Source organism: Kitasatospora sp. NPDC001527, from assembly GCF_040298605.1.
Lineage (GTDB): Bacteria > Actinomycetota > Actinomycetes > Streptomycetales > Streptomycetaceae > Kitasatospora.
This window is the reverse complement of record NZ_JBEPAM010000007.1, coordinates 213,247-236,024: the sequence shown is the minus strand read 5'-3', so window position 1 is coordinate 236,024 and position 22,778 is coordinate 213,247. Positions and strand designations below refer to the sequence as shown.

Sequence of the window (22,778 nt, the reverse complement as noted above, 5' to 3'; positions counted from 1 at the left end):
AGAGGACCGGACGGAAACGGTTCGCGACGCGGAGAATCCGGCGCGTTGGGCGGTTCGGGTGACGGCGGGGGCGGCGTCGGCGCGGACCGGCTCGTCGTCGGGGTGGGCGTGCGCGGCATGGCGACCGGGGCGGAGCTGCTGGAGCTGATCCGGCGGACGCTCGCCGCGGCCCGGCTGCCGTCCGGCGCCGTCGGCGCGCTCGCCACCCTCGCCGGCAAGGCCGGGCACCCCGCCGTCCGCGCGGCCGCGGCGGCGCTCGGCGTGCCGGTGGTCGAGTACCCGGCCGAGACGCTGGCCGCCGTCCCGGTGCCGAACCCGTCCGGCGCCGTCGGCGAGGCGGTCGGCACGGTCAGCGTGGCGGAGGCGGCCGCGCTGGCGGGCGCCGTCGGCGGCGGGCGCGCCGAGCTGGTCGTCCCCAAGCGGAAGTCGGCGGCCGCGACGGTGGCCGTCGCCCGCGTCCCCGTCACCCCGCACCGTCCGCGCCGTCCGCACGTCCAGCAGAACCCAGGAGAGCAGCCGTGACCCCCCACTCCCCCGCCGAACCCGACCTGCGCCACCACGGGGACGCCGAGGTGCGTGCCGACGGCGCCGGCCTGGTCGACCTCGCCGTCAACGTCCGCACCGGCACGCCCCCGCCGTGGCTGCGCGAACGCCTCGCCGCCACCCTCGCCGACCTCGCCGCCTACCCCGACGGCGCCACCGCCCGGGCCTCGGTCGCCGAACGGCACGGCCGGCCGGCCGCGGAGGTGCTGCTCACCTCGGGCGCCGCCGAGGCCTTCGTGCTGCTCGCGCGCACTCTGACACCTCGTCACATAGCGGTCGTGCACCCGCAGTTCACCGAGCCCGAGGCCGCGCTGCGGGACGCCGGGCACCGGGTGCGGCGGGTCCTGCTCACCCCCGGGGAGGGCTTCCGGCTGACCGGGGGCGCGGTGCCGGAGGAGGCCGACCTGGTCGTGCTCGGCAACCCCACCAACCCCACCTCCGTCCTCCACCCGGCCGCCGCCGTCGCCGCCCTGGCCCGGCCCGGCCGCACCCTGGTGATCGACGAGGCGTTCATGGACACCGTGCCCGGCGAGAGCCAGTCCCTCGCCTCCGTCCGGGACCTGCCCGGCCGGGTGGTCGTGCTGCGCAGCCTCACCAAGACCTGGGGGCTGGCCGGCCTGCGGATCGGCTACGCGCTCGGCCCGGCGCCGCTGATCGCCGCCCTGGCCGCCGCGCAGCCGCTCTGGCCGGTCTCCACCCCGGCGCTGGTCGCCGCCGAGGCCTGCTCCGCCCCGGCCGCGCTCGCCGAGGCCGAGCAGGCGGCGCGGGAGCTGGCCCTGTGGCGCGAGCACCTGCTGAAGGGTCTGGCCGCGTTCCCGGCCGTCCGGGTGCACGGCGAGCCGGCGGCGTCCTTCCTGCTGCTCGAACTGCCCGGCGCGGGCGCCGTCCGCGCCCGGCTGCGCGAGCTGGGCTTCGCCGTCCGGCGGGGCGACACCTTCCCCGGTCTCGGCGCGGACTGGCTGCGCGTCGCCGTCCGGGACGAGGCCACCACGGACCGCTTCCTGGCCGCCCTGGCGACCGCGCTCGGGGTTCTCCAGGACGCCGGCTACTCGCAGATCCCGGGCCGGGCGGCCGGTTCGAGCAGCACCGGACCGGCGAGGTAGCCGGGGGCGTCGAAGCGGAGCCGGTCCGCGGCGGTCAGCGTGGCCCAGCCCGGCAGCACCCGGGGTCCCGAGCCGGGGCCCTGCGGGCCGGGCGGGCCGGGCGGCAGGACCGGCGGCCGCTCGGTCCGCCAGCTGCGCCCGGCGAAGCTCAGGTGGCTGGTCTCGCAGTGGGTGTTCCAGTCGAGCGGGTAGGCGACGCCCACGGCCGCGGCGGGGCCGGGGTCGGCCGGCCGCACGTCCGGGGTCACCTCGCGGCGCGGTGGGGCGGCGGTGCTCCCCGCCGCCGTGGCCGTGGCCGTCGCCGTCACCCGGACGGTGACGACGTCCGTCCGGCCGCCACCGCCGCCCGAGGTCACCAGCACCACGGCCAGCGCCGTTCCCGCCGACGCCACCACGGCCACGCGGGCCGCCCACGTCCGCCACCCGCCGGCCGCCGCCGCGCCGCGCTCCTGCTCCCTGCCCATCCCGGTCGCCTCCTCGCCAGTCCCGTCCTGGTGGCGATGGGACTGTCCGGACCGGCGGGCGGTTCCCCGCACCTCAGGAGGACAGCACCACCGGGTCCCCGACCGCCACCCGGCCGGGCGTCAGCACCCGGGCGTACACACCGACGCAGGGCAGCGCGGGCATGCCCGGCGGCGGGACCAGCCGGTTGCGCCGCGCGGGCGTGCGCAGCGCCGCCGGCGAACGCGGCAGCCCGGCCCGTGCGCGAGGGTGGGGACGGCACAGCGCGGCGTCGCCGTGACGACGTGCGGGCGCAGCTCCGGCCCGATCGCCGGCTCACCCTCGACCCAGCCGTTCTCGACGAAGCCGGGGGCGCCGTCCGGGGTCCGGACCAGCACGTTCGGGCGGTACCGCTCGGGCGCGGCGCCGTTCGTCGCGGCGAGGGCGGCCGTGGTGAGCAGGTGGAGCGGCGCGAAGTCGACGAAGGTGCCGGGCGGCGCACCGCGCCCCAGCTCGTCGACGGTGAACCCGACGTCGGCGTGCGGTCCGTGCGCCAGGACCTCCTCCGGCACGGACCGTTGGACGCTCGCGCCCTGCGGCGGCTCGTCCACCAGCCGGTGACCACCACCCCGCCCCCGGGTCCGGTCGCGGCGGTGAACCCGAGCACACCCGCCCACAGGCGCGGGCGCTTGGCACTCACCACCCGCCCGGTCGCGGCGTCCAGCAGCGCGTACGCCCGGTCCCCGGCGATCCCCCGCTCCGTCACGGAGGCCGCCCGCAGCTCCTCCCCGAGCATCGACTTCACGGGATAGCGCCGCAGCCGCTCGACCGTGCCGACCCTCACGCCCCGGTCCCCAGCTCGGTGCGCGCCCATTCCCGCAGGGTGGCGAAGTCCTCGTCCCGCAGGCCGATCCCGGGGTTGATCCGGAAGGTGGCCGCCGGGCCGGGGTGGTGGGCGGCGATCCACTCGGTGTCCTGCGGCCCCAGTTCGTCGTCCACCCAGACGAACGGGCGGCCGTCCGCCCAGTCGAGCAGCGCGCGGGTCTTCCAGTGCAGGCCGTCCGGGTCGTCCTGGTGCATCTGCGGCCAGGCGATGAACGGGAGTTCGGGCAGGCCGACGAGCGGGGCTATCCAGGTGTTGGCCTCGCCCTTCCAGGCCGTCGCCCAGACCAGTTCGAAGGGCAGGCCGAGGAGTCGGGGTCCGTGGTCGGGGTTGATCCAGAGCCGGATCGGCTCGATCTCCCCGACCGGCCGGCCGGGGAACCGGGCCAGCCAGGAGTCGGGGCGGACGTGGTGCGTCCGGTAGCCGGCGGGCTGTTCCTGCGGCTCGGCGGCGAACGGGTTCAGCGGGCCGTCGACGTCGAGAAGGAGCAACGGGAGGGCAGTCATGGGGCCGATCGTCCCGCGCGGCATGGGCGTTGACCATCCCTTTCCGGCGGCGCGGTCTGCGACAGGATCGGGATATTTCCCGCACCGGGCCGTGAACGATCGCGTCGTACGGTCGTGGTGCGCCGGTGAGCGACACCGGCGCACCACGACTCTGGGGGAAACCGCATGCGCTCGCGCCGTCTCGCTCTCACCGCCGCCGCCGTCGCGGCGCTCGCCGTCACCGCCACCGCGTGCGGGCCGGAGAACAGCGACACCGCCGCCCCCGCGTCGAGCCCCGCCGTGACCACCGCCCCGGCCACCGCCCCGGCCACCGCCACCAACGCGCCGTCCACGGCCGCGACGCCCTCCGCCGCCGCCAAGCCCTCCTCCGCGCCCGCCACCACCGCCTCCTCCGCGTCGGCCTCCGCCGCCTCCTCCGCCTCCACCGCGCCCGCGGGCACCTGCGGCGCCAAGGACCTCGTGCTCACCGCCAGGACGGAGTCCCAGGCGGGCGGCTACATCCTGATCGCCGCCAAGGCCAAGCCGGGCGTCACCTGCACGCTCCCGCCCCGGCCCCCGGTCATCGCCTTCGGCTCGCGCGGCATCGAGGCGTCCAAGGCCGAGCAGGGCGCCGGCCGGCCGATCAGGCTCAGCGGCTCGGACACCGCCTACGCGGGCGTCATGGCGAAGACCACCAAGGACAACCAGGCCGTCGAGTTCACCGACGTCATCGTGGGCATCGGCAACCCCGACCCCGACCCGGTCAGCCTGCCGGTCGGCCGCACCGACGTCGACCGGCCGATCGTCACCAACTGGCACAACCTGCCGGAGGACGCCGTGCCCGTCCACTGAGACAAACCGCTGGTCGCACGGCCTGCCCCTCTGCTTGGATCCGGCCATGACCAGTGACCTGCCGGACGGCTACGAGATCTCCACCGACCCCGCGCGCCTCGACGCCGCGCTGATCCACCAGTGGCTGTCCCAGGACGCCTACTGGGCGCTCGGCCGCAGCCGCGAGAAGCAGGACCGCGCGATCGCCGGATCGCTCAACTTCGGTCTCTACGCGCGGGATTCCGGCGGCCAGGTCGGCTACGCCCGGGTGGTCACCGACCACGCGACCTTCGCCTGGCTGTGCGACGTCTACATCGCCCCGGCCGCCCGCGGCCGGGGACTGGGCACCGCGCTGGCCGCCGCCGTCCGCGACCGGCTCGCCGAGCACGGCCTGCGCCGCGTCCTGCTCGCCACCGCCGACGCCCACGGCGTCTACGCGAAGGTGGGCTTCCAGGCGGTCGCGAAGCCCGAGCAGTGGATGGTGCTGGGCGAGCAGTAGCCCGGCCCGCCCCTCCCCCGAAGGCCCCTCCCCCGCCGGCCGGATGCTCCCTACCGCTCCGGCCGGCGCCACAGGCCGCGGGCGGCCAGCACCGGCAGCACGCCCTCGCCGAACCAGTACGCCTCCTCCAGGTGCGGCATCCCGCTGAGCACGAACTCGTCGATGCCCAGCTCGTGGTACTCGGTGACCAGGTCGGCCACCTCCCGGTGGCTGCCCACCAGCGCCGTCCCGGCCCCGCCGCGCAGCAGCCCGACGCCCGCCCACAGCCCGGGGTACACCTCCAGCCGCTCCGCCGAGCCGCCGTGCAGCGCGAGCATCCGGCGCTGCCCCACCGACTCGCTGCGGGCCAGCGCCCGCTGGGTCTCCCGGACGCGCTGGGGGTCCATCGCCGCCAGCAGCCGCTCCGTCTCCGCCCACGCCTGCGCCGAGGTGTCCCGGGTGATCACGTGCAGCCGGATCCCGAACCGCACCACCCGCCCCTGCCGCGCCGCGAGTTCACGGATCCAGGTGATCTTCTCCCGCACCTGCGAGGGCGGTTCGCCCCAGGTGAGGTACACGTCCGCGTACCGCGCCGCGACCTCGCCCGCCGCCGGGGACGACCCGCCGAAGTACACCGGCGGCGCCGGCTCCGGCAGCCGGTTCACCACCGCGCGCTCGACGCGCAGATGCGGGCCGTCGTGGTCCACGGTCTCCCCCGCCCAGAGCCGCCGCACGATCGACAGGAACTCCCCGGTGCGGGCGTAGCGCGCGTCCTTGTCCAGGAAGTCCCCGTACGCGCGCTGCTCCGCCGACTCCCCGCCGGTCACCACGTTCAGCAACAGCCGCCCGCCGGAGTGCCGCTGGTAGGTCGCCGCCATCTGCGCCGCCAGCGTCGGCGCGATCTGCCCGGGCCGGAACGCCACCAGGAACTTGAGCCGCTCGGTCACCTGGGTGAGCATCGCCGTCGTCAGCCAGGCGTCCTCGCACCACGCCCCGGTCGGCGTCAGCGCCCCCTCGAACCCCAACTGCTCGGCCGTGCGGGCGATCTGCCCCAGGTACCCCACCGACGGCGGCCGGTCGCCCCCGGCCGTGCCGGGTGTCGACCCGTGCCCCCCGCCGACCACCTGCCGGCTGTCACCGTTCGTGGGCAGGAACCAGTGGAACGTCAACGTCATGAGCACACACTCCGGTGTCGGGAACAGCCTGAAGGGAGGGAAATCGGCCACTCACCGGCGACAGGCGTCCGCACACACGCGCGCCAGATCCACGTGCAGGCGACGCACGAGGCACGTGGAGGCAGTCATGAACGGAATTATCCGCTCCCGCCCGGCACCGATCAAGAGAGCCTCCCCCGGCCACGCCGGAAACGCCCGCAGGGCCTCCCCGGTGAGGTGGGGAGGCCCTGCGGGCGTGCGGGGTGCTGCTTCCGGCGGACCGGGATCAGACCAGGCCGGCCTTCTCCAGGGCGGCGCAGCAGGTGTTGATCAGCAGGCGGGTGACGACGTAGGGGTCGACGTTGGCGTTCGGGCGGCGGTCCTCGATGTAGCCCTTCTGCTCCACCTCGACCTGCCACGGGATGCGGACCGAGGCGCCGCGGTCGGAGACGCCGTAGGAGTAGACGTTCCACGGGGCGGTCTCGTGCTTGCCGGTCAGGCGGGACTCGATGTCGGCGCCGTACTGGGTGACGTGCTCCAGGACCTTCTCCTGGGAGGTGCCGAGCGACTCGCAGGCGGTGATGATCGCGTCGTAGTTCTCGCGCATCGCCCTGGTGGAGAAGTTGGTGTGCGCGCCGGCGCCGTTCCAGTCGCCGCGGACGGGCTTCGGGTCGAGGGTGGCGTCGATGCCGAACTCCTCGGCGGTGCGGTAGAGCAGGTAGCGGGCGATCCACATGTCGTCGGAGACGGTCAGGGCGTCGACCGGGCCGATCTGGAACTCCCACTGGCCGGGCATGACCTCGGCGTTGATGCCGCAGATGGCCAGGCCGGCCGCGATGCAGCGGTCGAGGTGCAGCTCGACGATCTCGCGGCCGAAGACCTCCTCGGCGCCGACGCCGCAGTAGTAGCCGCCCTGCGGGGCCGGGTAGCCGCCCTCGGGGAAGCCGAGCGGGCGGGAGCCCTTGAAGAAGGTGTACTCCTGCTCGATGCCGAAGATCGACTCCTGCGCCGCGTACTGCTCGGCGACGCCGCGCAGCAGGGCACGGGTGTTGGACTCGTGCGGGGTACCGTCGGTCTCGTTGACCTCGCAGAGGACGAGGATGTTGTCGCCACCGCGGATCGGGTCCGGCACGACCCGCACCGGGTCCAGCACGCGGTCCGAGGCGTGGCCCTCGGCCTGGCTGGTCGAGGAACCGTCGAAGCCCCAGGTGGGGATCTTGTCCGCGTTCGGCAGGACACGAGTCTTGGAGCGGAGCTTGGCGGTCGGCTTGGTGCCGTCGATCCAGATGTACTCGGCCTTGATTGCCACGGCGGTGTACCTCGCAAACTGAGTGGTGGGGTGCCCGCGTAGCGTTGCAAGCCGCCGTTTCCCGGTTGTTCCTCTTGTGTAACGCGCATGTGAACCAACCGTCCGCATTGGCACGGTCACGGTGCGGGAGTGCCGCGGGTGGCACCCCCGCACCCGTGGGGAGCCGGGGCCGGTGGGCCGGAGCCGGTAGGGCCGGGGCCGGGGGCTTGGGCAGGGGGCCGGGCCCGACGGCCCGGGGTCAGTGCCGACGGGCGTGGGCCGGGGCGGCGGCCCGGCGGCGGCGGGTGGCCCAGAGGGCGCAGGCGCCTGCGGCGACCAGCGCGGCGGCCCCGGCGGCGAGCGGGCCGGTGGCGTCGTTGCCGCCGGTGGAGGCGAGCGTGTCCGGCGCGGCGGTGGGGGCGGAGGCGCCGGGCGACGCGGGGGACGCGGTCTTCCGGCCGGTGGAGGTGGCGGTGGCGGTGGCGCCGGCCGTCGCCGCGGCGGGAGTCGCGGACGGGGTGGTGTCCGCGACGGGCTGGGCGGCCGGGGTCGGGGTGACGGCGGCCGCGGGGGTGGTGGAGGGTGTCGCGGTGGCCGCCGGAGCGGCCGGCACGGGCTTCTCGCAGCTCACCGAGGCGACCGTGACGGTGCCGGTGACCTTGGCGACGTTGAGGTTGAGCGGGTCCACCGCCACCTGGACCTCCAGGGCGGAGGCGGCGGCCGTCGTCGAGGTGGTGGTCTTCTTGGAGAACTCGACCGACACGCTGCCGACCAGCGGTACGTCCACCCTGGTCGGCCCGTACAGGCCGAGGGTGACCGGCTTGCCGAGGACGGTGAGCCGGGCGGGCGCGACCACGTCGGCGGTGGGCTGCCCGTCGACCGGGCAGGTGGCGGTGGCGCTGAGCGCCTCCAGGCCGAGCAGGGTGGTCGCGGGCAGGCCGGGGGCGTGCACGTCGGCGTCGGCGAGCGTGACGGAGGCGGTGGCGCCCGTGGCGTCCACCCTGGTGACCGACTTGCCGACGTCCGCCTTCACCAGGGTGACCGGGCCGGACTGGTCGACGCCGGCCACCGTGGCGGTGAGAACGGTGCCCTCGCGCTGGGCCGGGGACTCGACCTTGTTGAGCGCGACGTCGACCGGGACGCTCACGGCGTTGTCCAACAGCCGGACGTCCAGGTCGAGTTCGGCGGTGACGGCACGCGCCTTGCCCGGCGATCCGGCCGGGGAGGCGGTGGGCGCGGCGGTAGGAGCGGGCTCGGCGGCCCAGGCCGGCGGCGCGGTGAGAACGGCGCAGGCCAGGACGGCGGTGGCTGCGGAAACGGTTCGTCGAGAAGACATGGCGGTACCCCCACGGCTGAATGGATGAGCCGCCAGTCTTCTCAAACGATCCGTCACATGAGTAACACAGAACGTTATTTCACTCGTTGGGGTGAGGTTGGCATCCAAGGCTGACGCCGACCTGCTACGGCCTGCGGCGGCAGCGTTACGGCAGCCGCCAGTCCACCGGCTGCGCGCCCTGCCGCACCAGCAGCTCGTTGGCCCGGCTGAACGGGCGCGAGCCGAAGAAGCCGCCGCTCGCCGAGTACGGGCTCGGGTGCGCCGACTCGATCGCGGGGATCTCGCCCAGCAGCGGCCGCAGATTGCGCGCGTCACGGCCCCAGAGGATCGCCACCAGCGGGCCGCCGCGCGCCGTCAGGGCGCGGATCGCCTGCTCGGTGACCTCCTCCCAGCCCTTGCCGCGGTGCGCGGCGGGCTTGCGCGGGGCGGTGGTCAGCGCGCGGTTCAGCAGCAGCACGCCCTGCCGCGTCCACGGGGTGAGGTCGCCGCTGGACGGCTGCGGCAGCCCGAGGTCGCTGCCGTACTCCTGGAAGATGTTGATCAGACTGGCCGGGATCGGCCGGACGTCGGCCCCCACCGAGAAGCTGAGGCCGACGGCGTGGCCGGGCGTCGGATAGGGGTCCTGGCCGACGATCAGCACCCGCACGTCGGCGAACGGCTGCTGGAAGGCGCGCAGCACGTTCGGGCCGGACGGCAGATAGGTGCGGCCGGCGGCCAGCTCGGCGCGGAGGAAGTCGCCCATCGCGGCGACCCGCCCGGCCACCGGCTCCAGCGCGGTGGCCCACCCGGGCTCGACGATCTCGTTCAGTGGACGCGGTGCCATGGGCGTAACCCTATCGGCCTACACCGACAGTCCGGTCACCGAGACGATCACACCGGAGGGCGGCCCGCGCGCCTCACGCCACCGGGCGCCCGCGCAGCACCACCAGCCGCGGATCGGCCAGCACCCGCACGTCGGCTCGCGGGTCGTGCGCGTACACCACGAAGTCCGCCGGCGCGCCCTCCTCCAGGCCGGGGCGCCCCAGCCAGGCGCGCGCGCCCCAACTGGCCGCCGACAGCGCCTCGGCGGGGGTGAGCCCGGCCTTCACCAGCTCGGCGACCTCCTGCGCCACCAGCCCGTGGGCCAGCGAGCCGCCCGCGTCCGTGCCGACGTAGACGGGGATGCCCGCGTCGTGCGCGGCGCCGACCGTGTCGTAGCGGCGCTCGTGCAGGCGCCGCATGTGGGCGGCCCAGGCCGGGAACCTGCCCTCGCCGCCCGCCGCCAGCTCCGGGAAGGTGGCGATGTTGACGAGGGTCGGCACGATCGCGACCCCGCGCTCGGCGAAGACCGGGATCAGCTCCTCGGTCAGGCCGGTGGCGTGCTCGACGCAGTCGATCCCGGCGGCCAGCAGGTCCGGCAGCGACTCGGCGGCGAAGCAGTGCGCGGTCACCCGGGCGCCCTCCTCGTGCGCCGCCGCGATCGCCTCGGCGAGCGCGTCACCCGGCCAGCAGGCGGCCAGGTCGCCGCGCTCGCGGTCGATCCAGTCGCCGACCAGCTTGACCCAGCCGTCGCCGCGCCGGGCCTCGGCGCGCACGTAGGCGGCGAGGTCGCCGGGCTCGATCTCGTGCGCGTAGTTGCGGATGTAGCGGCGGGTGCGGGCGATGTGCCGGCCGGCCCGGACGATCCGGGGCAGGTCCTCGCGGTCGTCGATCCAGCGGGTGTCGGCGGCGGATCCGGCGTCGCGGATCAGCAGGGTGCCGGCGTCGCGGTCGGTGAGCGCCTGCTTCTCGCTGGTGGCGGCGTCGACGGCGCCGTGCGCGTCCAGGCCGACGTGACAGTGGGCGTCCACCAGGCCGGGCAGCACCCAGCCCTCCACCGTCCGGACGTCGGCCGAGCCGGCGCCGACCGCGGCCGGACGGGAGAAGGTCACCCGGCCGTCCACCACCCAGAGTTCGTCCCGGACGTCCTCGGGACCGACCAGCACCCGACCCCGGACGTGCAGCACCGCGCCATCGCTCATGGCCGCACTCTACCGACGGCGCCGTTCCGTGTAAGCAGCGAACATGGGGCAGACTCGTTCCCGCCGGCCCGTCGTCCCCTCCCCGAAAGGCCCCGCAACCGTGAGCCCCTTCCTCGACCTGCCCCCGCTCACCGCCGCCGACTTCGCGGCGATCGAGGACCAGGTCGCCGCGCTGCTGCACACCACCGCCGACGTCATCGTCACCCAGGGCGAGGCGCTGCTGCCGCTGGAGGCCGCCATCCGCGGCGCCGCGCACCCGGGCTCGACCGCGCTCAACATCGTCACCGGCCCGTACGGCCAGACCTTCGGCAACTGGCTGCGCGACTGCGGCGCGAAGGTCGTCGACCTCGCCGTGCCCTTCGACAGCGCGGTGAGCGCCGAGCAGGTCGCCGAGGCCCTGGCCGCCGAGCCGGCCATCGACTTCGTCTCGCTGGTGCACGCCGAGGCCGCCACCGGCAACACCAACCCGGTCGCCGGGATCGCCGCCGTGGTGCGCGAGCACGGCGCGCTGCTGATGGTGGACGCGGTCGCCTCGGTGGCCGCCGAGCCGCTGCTGACCGACGCCTGGGGCGTGGACCTGTGCGTGATCGGCGGGCAGAAGGCGATGGGCGGCCCGGCCGGCGTCTCGGCCGTCTCGGTCTCCGCGCGGGCCTGGGAGCGGATCACCGCCAACCCGGCCGCCCCGCGCCGCTCCTACCTCTCGCTGCTGGACTGGAAGGAGCGCTGGACGGACGCCGGGCGCACCGTCCTGCCGCACGCCCCGGCGCAGCTGGAGATGCTCGCGCTCGGCGCCTGCCTGGACCGGATCGCGGCCGACGGCCTGCCCGCCGTCATCGCCCGCCACCGGGCGGCCGCGGCCGCCACCCGCGCGGGCGTCCGGGCGCTCGGCACGCTCGCCCCGTTCGTCCCGGAGGACGCCCACGCCGCGCCGGTGGCCACCACGCTGCGCACGCCGGCCGGCCTGGACGCCACCGCCCTCGCCGCCGAGCTGCGCCGCCTCGACCCGTCCCTCCCGGTCCAGGCCGGCGGCGGCGCCCTGGCCACCGAGATGCTCCGGGTCAACCACTACGGCCCCGCGGCGACCCTCGGCACCGTCCGCGCCACCCTCACCGCCCTCGCCACCGCCACCACCGCCGGCCCGGCCCCCGCCCTCACCGCCGCCACCCAGGCCTGGGAGACGGCGCTCACCGCCTGACCGGCACGTCGCCCGTCCGCCCCGTCCGCCGCAGCGGGCGGGGCGGTTCGCGTTTCCGGTGGCCGCCAGCCGGCACTGTTCCCGAACCGTTCACTCCCCCGGCACCCGGTGCTCACCCGCCCCCGGCAGGCTCCACGGAAAGAAGTTGGCTATACAACTTTGCCCGCCGGGCCGCCGAGGAGAACACCCATGACCACCGAGCTGCCGCCGTACTGGCTGCGCGACAACTGCCCCTGCGCCGAGTGCCGCGACCCGCGCAACGGGCAGAAGCTGTTCCAGATCACCGATCTGCCGGACGACCTCTCGATCGCCGCGCAGGCGGAGCTGGACGGGCACCTGGAGGTGCTGTGGTCGGACGGGCACCGCTCGCGCTACCCCGGCGACTGGCTGGCGCGGGAGGCGGACGGTGACGGGCGGACGGAGGCGGACATGCGGCTCTGGGTCGCCGCGGACTTCGCGCGCGGCCTCCCGGAGGCGCGGTGGCCGGCCTACCTGGCCGACCCGGCCGAGCGGGCCGCCGTGCTCGCCGCCGTCCGCCGCTCGGGCTTCGCCGTGCTGCGCGACGTGCCGGTGCGCGAGCGGCAGGTGCTGGAGGTCGCCGAGACCTTCGGGTACGTGCGGGTCACCAACTACGGCGAGCTGTTCGACGTCCGGGTCGAGCCGGACCCGAACAACCTCGCGTTCACCAGCGCCGCGATCGCCCCGCACACCGACAACCCGTACCGGGACCCGGTTCCCACCCTGCAACTGCTGCACTGCCTGGAGAACTCGGCGACCGGCGGGGACTCCGGCCTGGTGGACGGCTTCCGGGCCGCGGCGCAGCTGCGCGCGGAGGCGCCGGGGCACTTCGCGGTGCTGACCCGCACGCCCGTGCCGTTCGTCTTCCGCGACCGCGCCACCGACCTGCGCGCCGACCGGCCGCTGATCGAGGTGGACCCGCTGGGCCGGATCCGCGAGGTCCGGTTCAACAACCGCTCGATCGCCACCCTGCGCGGCCCGGCGGCGGAGCTGGAGGCGTTCTACGCCGCGTACCGCGCGTTCGCCGCGATCACCCTGCGCCCGGAGCTCCGGCTGGAGTTCCGGCTCGACCCGGGCGACTGCCTGATCTTCGACAACACCCGGCTGATGCACGCCCGGACGGCCTTCGCCCAGGACGGCCGCCGCCACCTCCAGGGCTGCTACGCGGACGTGGACTCGCTCGCCTCCGCCCTGGCCGTGCTGGACCGCCGGGTGGCCGCACTCGACGAGCTGGAGGCGCTGTTCGCGGGCGAGGGCGCCGGGGAGTACCTGGGCGAGGCGGTCACCATGGCCGAGCACATGCTGCAGGCCGGCGCGCTGGCCGAGGCGGCCGGGGCGGCCCCGCACCTGGTCGCGGCGGCGCTGCTGCACGACGTCGGCCACTTCTTCGACGAGCACGGCCAGGAAGCGCTGCACGGAGGCGATCTGATGCGGGGTCGGGACAACCGGCACAGCGACACCGGGGCCGACCGGCTGGCCCGCTGGTTCGGCCCGGAGGTCACCGGGCCGGTCCGGCTGCACGTGGCGGCCAAGCGCTACCTGTGCGCGGTCGAACCGGACTACCGGGCGCGGCTGTCCGAGGCCTCCGAGTACACCCTGCGGGTGCAGGGCGGGCCGATGTCCGAGCAGGACGCCGCCGCCTTCGCCGCCCACCCGGGCGCCGAGGACGCGGTGGCGGTGCGCCGCTGGGACGAGCAGGCGAAGGAGGCCGGGGCCGCGACGCCGGACTTCGCCCACTTCCGGCCGCTGCTGGCCTCGCTGATGAACTGACGGCCCGTCACCGATGGGGCACGGGGCGGCCCGGCGTACCGGGCCGCCCCCGCCGCAGCCGTCAGTCGCCCTCCCGGGCGTGCCGCGAAAGCGCCGAGGTGGCCAGCGAGTTGTGCACGCTGAACGCCACCGTGCCGGGCAGGTAACGGTCCTGGGACCACTCCACCGGCGTCCCGGTCGGATCCGTCGTCCGGCGCCGCTCGCGCAGCAGCGGCCCGCCGCGTCGGCAGCCGAGCAGCCGGGCGTCGTCCCCGTTGGCGGCGACGATGTCGATCGTGTGGTCGGCGTCGGTGAACAGGATCCCGTGCTCGCGCAGGACTTCGGTGTGCGAGACGACGTCCGGCGGCAGTTCGGCGACGATCTCGCCGACCCGGGGCGGGTAGATGGTCCGCTCGACCATCACCGGCGTGCCGGAGAGGGTGCGCAGCCGCACCGTGACGTAGACCTCGGCCCCCGGTTCGAGCCGCAACTGCTCGCGCTCGGCGGCGTCGGCCGGGCGGCGCACCAGCGAGTCGAGTATGCCGCCGGGCTCCTCGCCCATCGAGTACGCCCAGTGCGTGAAGCTGAGCAGTTCGGAGAAGCTCTGCACCCGGGCCGTGCCGAGCACCACCCGGCGGGTGCCCCGGCGGGAGGTGACCAGGCCGTCCGAGCGCAGCACGGCGAGCGCCTGGCGGACGGTGCCGCGCGAGACGCCGTACTGCTCGGCGAGCGCGCCCTCGGCGGGCAGCCGTCCGGCCTCGCCGAACGCCCCGGTGGTGATCGCCTCCCGCAGGTCGGAGGCGACCTTGCGGTAGAGCGAACCGGATCCGCGCTCGGCTCCGGCAGCGCCGGCCGGGCGGGCCGGGCCGGTCTCCGGGCGCCCCGACTCCAGTGCCACGTCAGTCAATGTCCCTCCTGGGCGGTGTCCTGCGCAGCCCGTACGGCGCCGGACAGCCCGACCTTATCCCGCTGCGCTCCCGAAGCATCGCACCCGTCGGATGGTCCGCCGGCGACCTGATTCGACCGTTCCCGCAGCCGACCCCGGTTCTGGGCCATCCGTTCACCTTCCCGTCACCGCGCTCCGGCGTACTTACCCCCGTCAGCGAAGTTGGCTAGTCAACTCGGACGACGTCGATCGGCCGCTCACCCGGCCGGCCCGCCGCCCTTCGCGAGACGCAGGCCCGCGGAACCCCCCGCGAACGCCCCCTCGCAGTACGCCCCCTTAACAGGAGACTTCCCCGTGACCGTGCACCGTGCCCGCGCCGCCGCCTTCGCGGCCGTCCTGACCGCCGCCGCGCTCTCGCTCACCGCCTGCGGCTCCGCCGGGTCGAGCGCCAAGTCCGGCGACGCCGCCAAGGCCGGCGCCAAGGACGCCAAGGAGGCCACCTCCGCCGCCGACTTCGGCGGCATGGACGGCCTGGTCGCCGCTGCCAAGAAGGAGGGCAAGCTGCACGTCATCACGCTGCCCCGGGACTGGGCGAACTACGGCAAGATCATCGACTCGTTCAAGGCCAAGTACGGCATCGAGGTCGAGGAGGAGAACCCGGACGGCTCCAGCCAGGACGAGATCAACGCGATCAACTCCCGCAAGGGCCAGGACCGCGCCCCCGACGTGGTCGACCTGGGCAGCGCCTTCGCCCTCCAGGCGGTCAAGGACGGCATCCTCGCCCCCTACAAGGTGGCGACCTTCGACAAGGTGCCGGACACCATGAAGGACGCCAACGGCGCCGCCGTCAACGACTACGGCGGCTACATCTCGATCGGCTGCGACGCCAAGCGGATCGCCAACTGCCCGAAGACCTTCGCCGACCTGCTGAAGCCCGAGTACAAGGGTCAGGTCGCCCTCAACGGCAACCCGACCAAGTCCGGCTCCGCCTTCGGCGGCGTCTACGCGGCCGCGCTCGCCAACGGCGGCTCGCTGGACAACGTCCAGCCCGGCATCGACTTCTTCGGCAAGCTGAAGCAGTCCGGCAACTTCAACCCGGTCGAGTCCACCCCGGCCACCATCGAGAAGGGCGAGACCCCGATCTCGATCGACTGGTCCTACCTGAACGCCGGCTACACCGACGAGTTCAAGGAGAAGGGCGTCGACTGGAAGGTCTCCATCCCGGTCGACGGCTCCTACGCCCAGTTCTACAACCAGGGCATCAACAAGTGGGCCCCGCACCCGGCGGCCGCCCGCCTGTGGCAGGAGTACCTGTTCAGCGCCGAGGGCCAGAACCTCTTCCTCGGCGGCTACGCCACCCCCTCCACCTTCGAGGCGCTGAAGAAGGACGGCACCCTGGACGCCGCCGCCGCCGCCAAGCTGCCGGCCGTCGAGAAGCCGTTCACCACCTTCCCGACCGTGGACCAGATCAACGCGGCCAAGAAGGTCGTCACCGAGAACTGGACCAAGGCCATCGCGGGCTGACCGACCGTCGGCACTCATCGAACGGGCTGAAGAAGCACTCATGACCACGGCTCCCACCCCGGTGCCGACCACCCCCGCCGCCACCGTCCCCGGTGGCGGCGCGGGGGCGTCCGCCACCGCCACGACCACCACCCCCACCCCCCGGCGGCGCCCGCTCGCCCGCCTCGGCGGCGGCTCCTGGCTCGCCACCGTCCCCCTGCTGCTGTTCTTCCTGATCGGCTTCGGACTGCCCACCGTCGCCATCGTGATCGGCGCGTTCACCACCTCCAGCGACGCCGAGAGCGGTGCCGGGCAGTTCACCTTCGACAACCTGACGGCCTCCGTCCAGGGCGCCTACCTGACGGCCATGCTGAGCAGCCTCAAGCTCTCCGCGCTGACCGCGCTGCTCGCCACCCTGATCGGCCTGCCGCTCGCCCAGGCGGTCGTCACCTCCCGGCACGGCTGGCTGCGCCAGGCGGTGCTCACCGCCTCCGGCGTGCTCGCCAACTTCGGCGGCCTGCCGCTCGCCTTCGCGTTCGTCGCCACGCTCGGCAACGCCGGCGAGATCACCAAGCTGCTGCACCTCACCGACCACGGCTGGTCGCTGTACTCGTTCACCGGCCTGACCGTCGTCTACCTGTACTTCCTCATCCCGCTGATGGTGCTCACCATCACCCCGGCCCTGGACGGCCTGCGCACCCAGTGGCGCGAGGCGGCGCAGAACAACCGCGCCACCACCGTCCAGTACTGGCGCCACGTCGCCCTGCCGATCCTGCTGCCCTCCCTGCTCGGCGGCTTCGTGCTGCTCTTCGGCAGCGCCTTCGCCGCCTACGCCACCGCCGCCGCGATGGTCGGCGCGACCGTCCCGCTGGTCAGCCGCTCGATCGCGGACGCGCTCTCCGGCAACGTGCTGGTCGGCCAGGGCAACCTCGCCCTCGCCCTCAGCCTCAACATGATCGTCGTGGCCGTCCTGGTGATGGCCGTGTACCTCCCCCTCCAGCGCCGGAGCGCCCGATGGCTCAGCTGACCACCCCCGCCCGCACGGCCTCCCGCCGGCCCAAGGTGCGCTGGTGGCGCGGCGCCGTCCTGCTGCTCGCCGGCGTCTACTTCGTCGTCCCGCTCGCGGCCTCCGCCTGGTTCTCCGTCGACGACCCGAGGGGCGTCTCCTTCGAGGCCTACACCGGACTGCTCTCCGCCCCCGGCTTCCTGGACAGCCTCTGGCTGACCCTGGGCCTCGCCGTGGTCACCGTCCTGGTGCTGCTGCTCCTGCTCGTACCGGCGCTGATCGCCGTCCGGCTCGGCGCGCCGAAGCTGCGCCCGGTCATCGACGTGCTCTGCACCCTGCCGCTGGTCGTCCCGCCGGTCGCCCTGACCGCCGGCCTGATCGGCGTGCTCCGCTGGGGCCCGGACCACCTGATGGACACGCCGCTCTTCCAGACCTTCGTGTTCGTCCAGGACCCGGACTTCCCGCTGGTGCTGGTCATCGCCTACGTGCTGATGGCCCTGCCGCTCGCCTACCGCGCCCTGGACGCCGGCCTGCGCTCGGTGGACGTGCGCACCCTGGTCGAGGCCGCCCGCAACTGCGGCGCGAGCTGGCCGCGCGCGGTGTTCACCGTCGTCCTGCCCAACCTGCGCGGCGCCCTGCTGAACGCCTCCTTCCTCACCCTGGCCCTGGTCCTCGGCGAGTTCACCGCCGCCTCGATCCTCGGCTTCCAGCCCTTCCCGGTCTGGATCTACTCGGTCGGCAACAGCCAGGCCCACATGTCGGTCGCGGTCTCCATCCTGAGCCTGCTGCTCACCTGGCTGCTGCTGCTCCTGCTGGCCACCGTCGGCCGCGAGCGCCGCACCAAGACCGCCACTTCCTGAACCCCCGGAGCCACCCATCATGACCACGGCCACCGCCCCCGTCACCGGCGTCCCCCTCGCCCCCGGCAGCGCGACCGTCGAGTTCCGCTCGCTGCGCCGCGCGTTCGGCGCCACCACCGCGCTCGACGGCCTCGACCTCACCGTCCACCCCGGCGAGCTGCTCGCCCTGCTCGGCCCCTCCGGCTGCGGCAAGACCACCGCGCTGCGCATCCTGGCCGGCTTCGAGCAGCACGACTCGGGCCAGGTCCTGGTCGACGGCCAGGACATCACCGCGATCCCCGCCCACAAGCGCGACGCCGGCATGGTGTTCCAGTCGTACAGCCTCTTCCCGCACCTGACCGCCGCCGACAACGTCGCCTTCGGCCTGCGGATGCGCGGCACCGGCAAGGCCGAGCGCCTCAAGCGGGCCCAGGAGCTGCTGGAGCTGGTCGGCCTGCCGCAGCACGCCGGCCGCTACCCGCACCAGATGTCCGGCGGCCAGCAGCAGCGCATCGCGCTCGCCCGCGCGCTCGCCCTGCAGCCGCGGGTGCTGCTGCTCGACGAGCCGCTGTCCGCGCTGGACGCCAAGGTGCGGCTGTCGCTGCGCGAGGAGATCCGCCGCCTCCAGCAGGAGCTGGGGATCACCACCCTGTTCGTCACCCACGACCAGGAGGAGGCGCTGTCGATGGCCGACCGGGTCGCCGTGCTGCGCGCCGGCCGCCTGGAGCAGTGCGCCGCCCCCTCCGAGCTGTACGCCAGGCCGGCCACCGCCTTCGTCGCCGAGTTCGTCGGCACCATGAGCCGCATCCCCTGCGAGCGCTCCGGCGACGGCGTCGAGGTCCTCGGCCGCCGCCACGCCGCGGACGGCGCCGTGCCCGCCGACGGCGACCTGCACGTCCTGGTCCGCCCGGAGAACGTCCGGCTGACCCCCGGGGAGCACGGGGCGGCCCTGGTGGTCTCCGCGTCCTTCCTGGGCGCGGTCACCCGCCTCACCGTCCGGCTGAACGACGGCACCGAGGTCAAGGCCGACCTGCCCACCGAGGCCGCCGCCGCCCTGCCGATCGGCTCGCGCGCCGCCCTGACCCTCCCGGAGCGGCCCGTGCTGGTCGACCGTCGTACGGTCTGATCCGCTCTGTTGAACCGCTCCGAAGGTACCGCCATGCCTCACACTCCCCCACCCGCCGCCGTCCTCTTCGACATGGACGGCACCCTCGTCGACACCGAGCAGCTCTGGTGGCAGGCCGCCGCCGAGCTCGCCGACGAGCTGCACCACTCCCTCACCGACGCCGACGCGCCCGAGGTGCTCGGCCAGGCGATCGAGCACACCGCCGCCCACCTCCACCGGGTCAGCGGCACCTCGCTGACCGAGGCCGAACTCGCCACCCGCCTGGGCGACTCCTTCGCCGGCAAGGTGGCGGCCGAGACCGTCCCGCGGCCGGGCGCCCTCGCGCTGCTCGCCTCGCTCCGGGACGCCCGGGTGCCCACCGCGCTGGTCTCCGCCTCCCCCCGCCGGGTCGTCGACCTGGTGCTGTCCACCCTGGGCCGCGACTGGTTCGCCGTCACGCTGGCCGCCGAGGACACCCCCCGCACCAAGCCCGCCCCGGACCCCTACCTGGCCGCCGCCGCCCGCCTCGGCCTGGACCCGGCCAGCTGCGTGGCCGTCGAGGACACCCCGACCGGCGTGGCCTCCGCCACCGCCGCCGGCTGCGCGGTGCTCGCCGTCCCCTCCAGCGACGTCCCGATCCCGGACGGCTCCCGGGTCACCCTGCTGGACAGCCTGGAGCACGCGGACCTGGCCCTGCTCGGGAAGCTCACCGCCGCGCCCGGGGTTTGATCCCCCATGCCCTACGTACTCCTCGCCCTGGCGATCATCAGCGAAGTCTGCGCCACCAGCTGCCTCAAGCTGACCGAGGGCTTCAGCAGGCTCTGGCCGAGCGTGGGCGTGGCCATCGGCTACGTCCTCTCCTTCGTCCTGCTCGGCCGCGCCCTGAAGCACATCCCGGTCTCGGTGGCCTACGCCGTCTGGTCCGGCGCCGGCACGGCGGCCGTGGCCGGCATCGGCGTCGCCGCCTTCGGCGAGTCGCTGGGACGGCTGCAGTGGTTCGGCATAGCCCTGATCGTCGTCGGCGTCGTCGTCCTCAACCTCCGCGGCAGCCACTGACCCTCCGCTCGGGCCCCGTGCGCAGCGCGTACGGGGCCCGTCCCGTTCCGGCCCCGCGGCGTCACGGCGTCACGGCCGGCGCCGGCGCAGGGCGTAGCCGGCGGTGAGGGCGACGGGGCGGTCGGCGTCGTGGCACAGGCCAGCGAGGGCGGCGGTCGCCGTGGCGCCCGGGACGTCCACCAGGGCCTGGGCCAGCCGGCGGCGGGACGGCGCCTCCAGCCGCCCCGGGAGGAGCCGGTCGACGAGGGAGGCGGCGATCCGGTCGGCGGACTCCGGATCACCCGCCAGGGCGCCCAGGGCGTCCGCCGCGTCGACGTCCCGCACTCCCTCGACGATCATGTCGACCAGCACCGGGACCGCCTCGGCCACGCCCCGCGCGCCGAGCGCCGGCGCCGCGTGGCCGCGGACCACCGGGTCGGGGTCGCCGAGGGCGTCGCGCAACAGGGCGGTCGCGGCGGCGCCGGGCAGCTCGGCGAGGGCCCGGGCGGCACGCGCGCGCACCTCCGCCGAGGGCGAGCCGAGCCCCTTCGCCAGCAGGGGCGCCGCCTCCTCGCCCGCCTGCGCCAGCGCCCAGCGGAGCGCTCCGGCGACGTTGGGGTCCGCCTCGCCCAGCACGGCCTCGACCAGCGCCTCCACCGGCGCCCGGGCGTCGTCGGTCACGGACAGGGCCGCGCGGTGGCGCGCCCCGGCGCTCTTCGACCCCAGCGCCTGGAGCAGCGCGACAGTCCGCAGGACGTCGTCCCAGCCCGCGGGCTCCGCGGCACCGATCCGGCGCAGCCGCGTGAGCAGTTCCGTCTCCACCGCGATGCGCTCGCGCGTCTCGCGGATCAGCTCGTCGACGAGTCCGGCCGGTGCGAAGCCGGGGTCGTCGAGCGCCCGCCCGACGTCGCGCAGCGACAGCCCCAGGGACCGCAGGCTCTCGATGTGGAAGATCCGCCGGACGTCCTCCTCGGCGTACTCCCGGTAGCCGGCGCCGGTCCGTCCGGTCGGCCGCACCAGGCCGAGCGACTCGTAGTGCCGGAGCATGCGGGAACTGACCCCGGACCGTCGCGCGACCTCACCGATCAACACGGCCTACCGCCCCTCCCCGCCGGCCCCGCCCAGGGCCACGACGCGCTTCGCCGCCTCGATCGCGAACCCGAAGCCGGCGTCCGGGTCGCGCCGCAGCCGTTCCGTGGCGAGCGCGTGCGTGCGCACCCGGGGGTCGGGAGCGGTGGCGGCGGCTTCCAGGGCCGGCAGCGCCGCCTCCCCGAGGGCGATCAGCGCCCGGCTGAGGCTCAGCTGCGTCCCGCGGTCGCCGCGACCGAGTTGTCCCGTCAACTCTACGGCCAGCGCGGGCCTCTCGCCCTTGGGCGCGAGGACGACCGCCGCCCGCCAGGCGGTCCGGGCCACCTCGTCGTCGGCGTCGGCCAGCAGCGCCGGCGTGATCGCCGGCCAGGCCCGCCGGTCCCCGATCTTGGACAGCGTGTGCAGGGCCTGGCTGCGCGCCTGAGCCTGCTCCGAGCGGACCTCGCCGACGAGCGCCGGGACCGTCAGGGACGGCGCGTGGCGGGTGAGCGCCCAGGTCAGCATCTCCCGCACGTAGAACTCGGATTCGACCGCGCTGCGCTCGACGAGCCTGCCGACGAACCCCGGGTCCGGCGCGGTACCGGCCGCGAGCGCGGCCTGCAGCCGGACCGACGGGTCGGTGTGCTCCAGCGCGCGCAGCGCTCGCGTCACGGCCGTCTCCTCGTGTGGCATGGTCATCGGGACCACCTCCTCCTGGGCCCGCAGTCAAGACCTTGCCACTGTGTCAAGGTCAAGCGGCGGCGTCGGCCGCCACCCGGAAGCCGATGTTCCCGGCCGAGCTGTCCGGGGTGTTGGAGCTGCGCGCGGCCACCCGGTAGCGGTTGCAGTACGAGGCGTGGCACATGTGGGAGCCGCCGCGCATCACCCGCGACTCGCCGTCCGGCGGGCCGAGCGGGTCGCGGCGCGGGCCGGTGCGGTGGAAGTCGGCGCTGAACCGGTCCGCGCACCACTCCCAGACGTTGCCGACGGTGTTGTACAGCCCGAAGCCGTTGGGCCGGAAGGCGGTCACCGGGGCGGTTCCCCGGTGGCCGTCCGCCGCCGTGTTCAGGGTGGGGAAGACACCCCGCCAGATGTTGCACTGGTGCCGGCCCCCCGGGTCGAGTTCGTCGCCCCACGGGTAGCGCGCCTGCTCCAGGCCGCCGCGGGCGGCGTACTCCCACTCGGCCTCGGTGGGCAGCCGGGTGCCGGACCAGGCGCAGTACGCCTGCGCGTCGTGCCAGGAGACGTGCACGACGGGGTGGTTCTGCCGGGTGGTGACCGAGGAACCCGGCCCCTCGGGCGCCCGCCAGTACGCCCCGGCGACCGCCCGCCACCACGGCACGGCGGCCACCGCCGGTGCGGCGGAAGCGAGTTCGGGCGCCAGGAAGCCCTCGAAGACGTAGGAGAAGCCGAAGGTCTCGGCCTCGGTGCGGTGGCCGGTGGCCTTGACGAAGGTCGCGAAGGCGGCGTTGGTCACCGTGGTCGGCGCGATCCGGAAGGGGCTCAGCTTGACGACGCGGACCGGACCTTCGCCGTCCTCCGGGTAGCCCTGCCGGTCGTCGGTGCCCATCAGGAACCGCCCGCCGGGCAGGCCGGTGAGCTGCCGCGCCACCCGCGAGGCGGGAGCGGGGGTGGGGGCGGCGAGCGTGAGCGGCGCGGCCCCGCCGGCGTCGCGGCCGGGGGTGCAGCAGGGCTTGGGGGTGGTCGGCACGGGGGTTCCTCGTCACGGGTCGGGGTCCGGGGGTGGGGGGCGGGGCGCCCCCCCCCCCCCCCCCGGGGGGGGGGGGGCGGGGCGCGCCGGCGGGCGCAGCCGCCGCCCCCCCCCCGGAGGC

Annotated in this window: 24 protein-coding genes and 1 pseudogene; 12 read left to right on the top strand and 13 right to left on the bottom strand. The window is 75.1% G+C overall.

The features are described 5' to 3' along the window. Window positions 1–45: 45 nt before the first annotated feature. Both ABT238_RS10400 and cobC read left to right on the top strand, forming a co-directional pair. A complete protein-coding gene (locus ABT238_RS10400) occupies window positions 46–522 on the top strand; it encodes a cobalamin biosynthesis protein (protein ID WP_350756454.1) in 477 nt (158 codons plus the stop codon). Then, window positions 519–1,646 carry an Rv2231c family histidinol phosphate aminotransferase CobC gene (gene cobC, locus ABT238_RS10395; RefSeq protein ID WP_350569593.1) on the top strand — a complete coding sequence of 376 codons (1,128 nt, stop codon included), beginning with the start codon at window positions 519–521 and terminating at the stop codon, window positions 1,644–1,646. Before ABT238_RS10400 ends, cobC begins: the two co-directional genes overlap by 4 nt. Here the strand turns inward: cobC and ABT238_RS10390 are convergent. The 4 genes and pseudogenes from ABT238_RS10390 to ABT238_RS10375 form a co-directional block, all read right to left on the bottom strand. Beyond that, entirely contained in the window at window positions 1,589–2,110 is a 522-nt protein-coding gene (locus ABT238_RS10390; RefSeq protein WP_350756535.1) for a hypothetical protein, read from the bottom strand. The two genes, cobC and ABT238_RS10390, sit on opposite strands and share 58 nt — an antisense overlap. A 120-nt stretch (window positions 2,111–2,230) precedes the next feature. After that, entirely contained in the window at window positions 2,231–2,698 is a 468-nt protein-coding gene (locus tag ABT238_RS10385) for a hypothetical protein (RefSeq protein ID WP_350756533.1), read from the bottom strand. A gap of 125 nt (window positions 2,699–2,823) precedes the next feature. After that, window positions 2,824–2,883, bottom strand: a pseudogene (locus ABT238_RS10380) (hypothetical protein); the annotation flags it as partial. Window positions 2,884–2,927: 44 nt separating this feature from the next. Next, the gene (locus ABT238_RS10375; protein ID WP_350756452.1) at window positions 2,928–3,476 is read right to left on the bottom strand and encodes a hypothetical protein; all 549 of its coding nucleotides are present in this window, start codon (window positions 3,474–3,476) and stop codon (window positions 2,928–2,930) included. Between the two features lie 165 nt (window positions 3,477–3,641). Here ABT238_RS10375 and ABT238_RS10370 point away from each other — a divergent pair, with 165 nt between their 5' ends. Continuing rightward, on the top strand, window positions 3,642–4,307 hold the full coding sequence (locus ABT238_RS10370; RefSeq protein ID WP_350756450.1) for a DUF4232 domain-containing protein: 666 nt from the start codon (window positions 3,642–3,644) through the stop codon (window positions 4,305–4,307). A 34-nt stretch (window positions 4,308–4,341) separates the two neighbouring features. Further along, window positions 4,342–4,785, top strand: coding sequence for a GNAT family N-acetyltransferase (locus ABT238_RS10365; protein WP_350569584.1), 444 nt, complete (start codon window positions 4,342–4,344; stop codon window positions 4,783–4,785). Window positions 4,786–4,835: 50 nt separating this feature from the next. Here ABT238_RS10365 and ABT238_RS10360 read toward each other — a convergent pair whose 3' ends face one another. The 5 genes from ABT238_RS10360 to ABT238_RS10340 all read right to left on the bottom strand — a co-directional run bounded on the left by ABT238_RS10360 (window position 4,836) and on the right by ABT238_RS10340 (window position 10,542). Then, window positions 4,836–5,939 carry an LLM class flavin-dependent oxidoreductase gene (locus ABT238_RS10360; protein WP_350569582.1) on the bottom strand — a complete coding sequence of 368 codons (1,104 nt, stop codon included), beginning with the start codon at window positions 5,937–5,939 and terminating at the stop codon, window positions 4,836–4,838. A gap of 265 nt (window positions 5,940–6,204) precedes the next feature. Further along, complete coding sequence (gene glnII, locus ABT238_RS10355) at window positions 6,205–7,227, bottom strand: glutamine synthetase (protein ID WP_350569580.1); 1,023 nt, start codon at window positions 7,225–7,227, stop codon at window positions 6,205–6,207. A gap of 238 nt (window positions 7,228–7,465) precedes the next feature. Then, window positions 7,466–8,542, bottom strand: a complete 1,077-nt coding sequence (locus ABT238_RS10350; protein WP_350756448.1) for an SCO1860 family LAETG-anchored protein — start codon at window positions 8,540–8,542, stop codon at window positions 7,466–7,468. Between the two features lie 145 nt (window positions 8,543–8,687). Next, the gene (locus tag ABT238_RS10345; protein ID WP_350569575.1) at window positions 8,688–9,365 is read right to left on the bottom strand and encodes a uracil-DNA glycosylase; all 678 of its coding nucleotides are present in this window, start codon (window positions 9,363–9,365) and stop codon (window positions 8,688–8,690) included. 73 nt (window positions 9,366–9,438) lie between these two features. Continuing rightward, the gene (locus tag ABT238_RS10340) at window positions 9,439–10,542 is read right to left on the bottom strand and encodes an amidohydrolase family protein (RefSeq protein WP_350569573.1); all 1,104 of its coding nucleotides are present in this window, start codon (window positions 10,540–10,542) and stop codon (window positions 9,439–9,441) included. A 43-nt stretch (window positions 10,543–10,585) separates the two neighbouring features. Between ABT238_RS10340 and ABT238_RS10335 the strand changes: the two genes are divergently transcribed. Continuing rightward, complete coding sequence (locus ABT238_RS10335; RefSeq protein ID WP_502884342.1) at window positions 10,586–11,737, top strand: pyridoxal-phosphate-dependent aminotransferase family protein; 1,152 nt, start codon at window positions 10,586–10,588, stop codon at window positions 11,735–11,737. 189 nt (window positions 11,738–11,926) lie between these two features. Continuing rightward, a complete protein-coding gene (tmpA, locus tag ABT238_RS10330) occupies window positions 11,927–13,525 on the top strand; it encodes a 2-trimethylaminoethylphosphonate dioxygenase (protein WP_350756446.1) in 1,599 nt (532 codons plus the stop codon). Between the two features lie 61 nt (window positions 13,526–13,586). Here tmpA and ABT238_RS10325 read toward each other — a convergent pair whose 3' ends face one another. Continuing rightward, window positions 13,587–14,402, bottom strand: coding sequence for a GntR family transcriptional regulator (locus tag ABT238_RS10325; RefSeq protein ID WP_350756530.1), 816 nt, complete (start codon window positions 14,400–14,402; stop codon window positions 13,587–13,589). 342 nt (window positions 14,403–14,744) lie between these two features. Here ABT238_RS10325 and ABT238_RS10320 point away from each other — a divergent pair, with 342 nt between their 5' ends. Genes ABT238_RS10320 through ABT238_RS10295 form a run of 6 tightly spaced genes read left to right on the top strand, consistent with a single transcriptional unit; the run spans window position 14,745 to window position 19,899 of the window. Next, the gene (locus ABT238_RS10320) at window positions 14,745–15,914 is read left to right on the top strand and encodes an ABC transporter substrate-binding protein (RefSeq protein ID WP_350569570.1); all 1,170 of its coding nucleotides are present in this window, start codon (window positions 14,745–14,747) and stop codon (window positions 15,912–15,914) included. A gap of 40 nt (window positions 15,915–15,954) precedes the next feature. Beyond that, the gene (locus ABT238_RS10315) at window positions 15,955–16,920 is read left to right on the top strand and encodes an ABC transporter permease (protein WP_350569569.1); all 966 of its coding nucleotides are present in this window, start codon (window positions 15,955–15,957) and stop codon (window positions 16,918–16,920) included. Then, entirely contained in the window at window positions 16,908–17,759 is an 852-nt protein-coding gene (locus ABT238_RS10310; protein ID WP_350569567.1) for an ABC transporter permease, read from the top strand. The genes ABT238_RS10315 and ABT238_RS10310 overlap by 13 nt, the downstream gene beginning before the upstream one ends. Before the next feature lie 19 nt (window positions 17,760–17,778). Further along, complete coding sequence (locus ABT238_RS10305) at window positions 17,779–18,864, top strand: ABC transporter ATP-binding protein (protein ID WP_350569566.1); 1,086 nt, start codon at window positions 17,779–17,781, stop codon at window positions 18,862–18,864. 33 nt (window positions 18,865–18,897) lie between these two features. Beyond that, entirely contained in the window at window positions 18,898–19,572 is a 675-nt protein-coding gene (locus ABT238_RS10300) for an HAD family hydrolase (RefSeq protein ID WP_350756444.1), read from the top strand. 6 nt (window positions 19,573–19,578) lie between these two features. Then, window positions 19,579–19,899 (top strand): DMT family transporter, encoded by a 321-nt coding sequence (locus ABT238_RS10295; RefSeq protein WP_350569563.1) that lies wholly within the window; start codon window positions 19,579–19,581, stop codon window positions 19,897–19,899. A 69-nt stretch (window positions 19,900–19,968) separates the two neighbouring features. Here ABT238_RS10295 and ABT238_RS10290 read toward each other — a convergent pair whose 3' ends face one another. From ABT238_RS10290 to ABT238_RS10280, 3 genes are read right to left on the bottom strand one after another with little or no spacing between them, the layout of a single operon-like run. Further along, window positions 19,969–20,970, bottom strand: coding sequence for a HEAT repeat domain-containing protein (locus ABT238_RS10290; protein ID WP_350569562.1), 1,002 nt, complete (start codon window positions 20,968–20,970; stop codon window positions 19,969–19,971). 3 nt (window positions 20,971–20,973) lie between these two features. Continuing rightward, window positions 20,974–21,645, bottom strand: coding sequence for a HEAT repeat domain-containing protein (locus ABT238_RS10285; protein ID WP_350569561.1), 672 nt, complete (start codon window positions 21,643–21,645; stop codon window positions 20,974–20,976). A gap of 52 nt (window positions 21,646–21,697) precedes the next feature. After that, a complete protein-coding gene (locus ABT238_RS10280; protein ID WP_350569560.1) occupies window positions 21,698–22,657 on the bottom strand; it encodes a formylglycine-generating enzyme family protein in 960 nt (319 codons plus the stop codon). Window positions 22,658–22,778: the final 121 nt, after the last annotated feature.

What these genes read in the sequence shown, in the direction of transcription:
- ABT238_RS10390 (WP_350756535.1), bottom strand. Translation starts at nt 2,110, where the DNA reads ATGGGCAGGGAGCAGGAGCGCGGCGCGGCGGCGGCCGGCGGGTGGCGG.
- ABT238_RS10375 (WP_350756452.1), bottom strand. Translation starts at nt 3,476, where the DNA reads ATGACTGCCCTCCCGTTGCTCCTTCTCGACGTCGACGGCCCGCTGAAC.
- ABT238_RS10370 (WP_350756450.1), top strand. Translation starts at nt 3,642, where the DNA reads ATGCGCTCGCGCCGTCTCGCTCTCACCGCCGCCGCCGTCGCGGCGCTC.
- ABT238_RS10360 (WP_350569582.1), bottom strand. Translation starts at nt 5,939, where the DNA reads ATGACGTTGACGTTCCACTGGTTCCTGCCCACGAACGGTGACAGCCGG.
- ABT238_RS10350 (WP_350756448.1), bottom strand. Translation starts at nt 8,542, where the DNA reads ATGTCTTCTCGACGAACCGTTTCCGCAGCCACCGCCGTCCTGGCCTGC.
- ABT238_RS10345 (WP_350569575.1), bottom strand. Translation starts at nt 9,365, where the DNA reads ATGGCACCGCGTCCACTGAACGAGATCGTCGAGCCCGGGTGGGCCACC.
- ABT238_RS10340 (WP_350569573.1), bottom strand. Translation starts at nt 10,542, where the DNA reads ATGAGCGATGGCGCGGTGCTGCACGTCCGGGGTCGGGTGCTGGTCGGT.
- ABT238_RS10335 (WP_502884342.1), top strand. Translation starts at nt 10,586, where the DNA reads ATGGGGCAGACTCGTTCCCGCCGGCCCGTCGTCCCCTCCCCGAAAGGC.
- tmpA (WP_350756446.1), top strand. Translation starts at nt 11,927, where the DNA reads ATGACCACCGAGCTGCCGCCGTACTGGCTGCGCGACAACTGCCCCTGC.
- ABT238_RS10315 (WP_350569569.1), top strand. Translation starts at nt 15,955, where the DNA reads ATGACCACGGCTCCCACCCCGGTGCCGACCACCCCCGCCGCCACCGTC.
- ABT238_RS10310 (WP_350569567.1), top strand. Translation starts at nt 16,908, where the DNA reads ATGGCTCAGCTGACCACCCCCGCCCGCACGGCCTCCCGCCGGCCCAAG.
- ABT238_RS10305 (WP_350569566.1), top strand. Translation starts at nt 17,779, where the DNA reads ATGACCACGGCCACCGCCCCCGTCACCGGCGTCCCCCTCGCCCCCGGC.
- ABT238_RS10300 (WP_350756444.1), top strand. Translation starts at nt 18,898, where the DNA reads ATGCCTCACACTCCCCCACCCGCCGCCGTCCTCTTCGACATGGACGGC.
- ABT238_RS10295 (WP_350569563.1), top strand. Translation starts at nt 19,579, where the DNA reads ATGCCCTACGTACTCCTCGCCCTGGCGATCATCAGCGAAGTCTGCGCC.
- ABT238_RS10285 (WP_350569561.1), bottom strand. Translation starts at nt 21,645, where the DNA reads ATGACCATGCCACACGAGGAGACGGCCGTGACGCGAGCGCTGCGCGCG.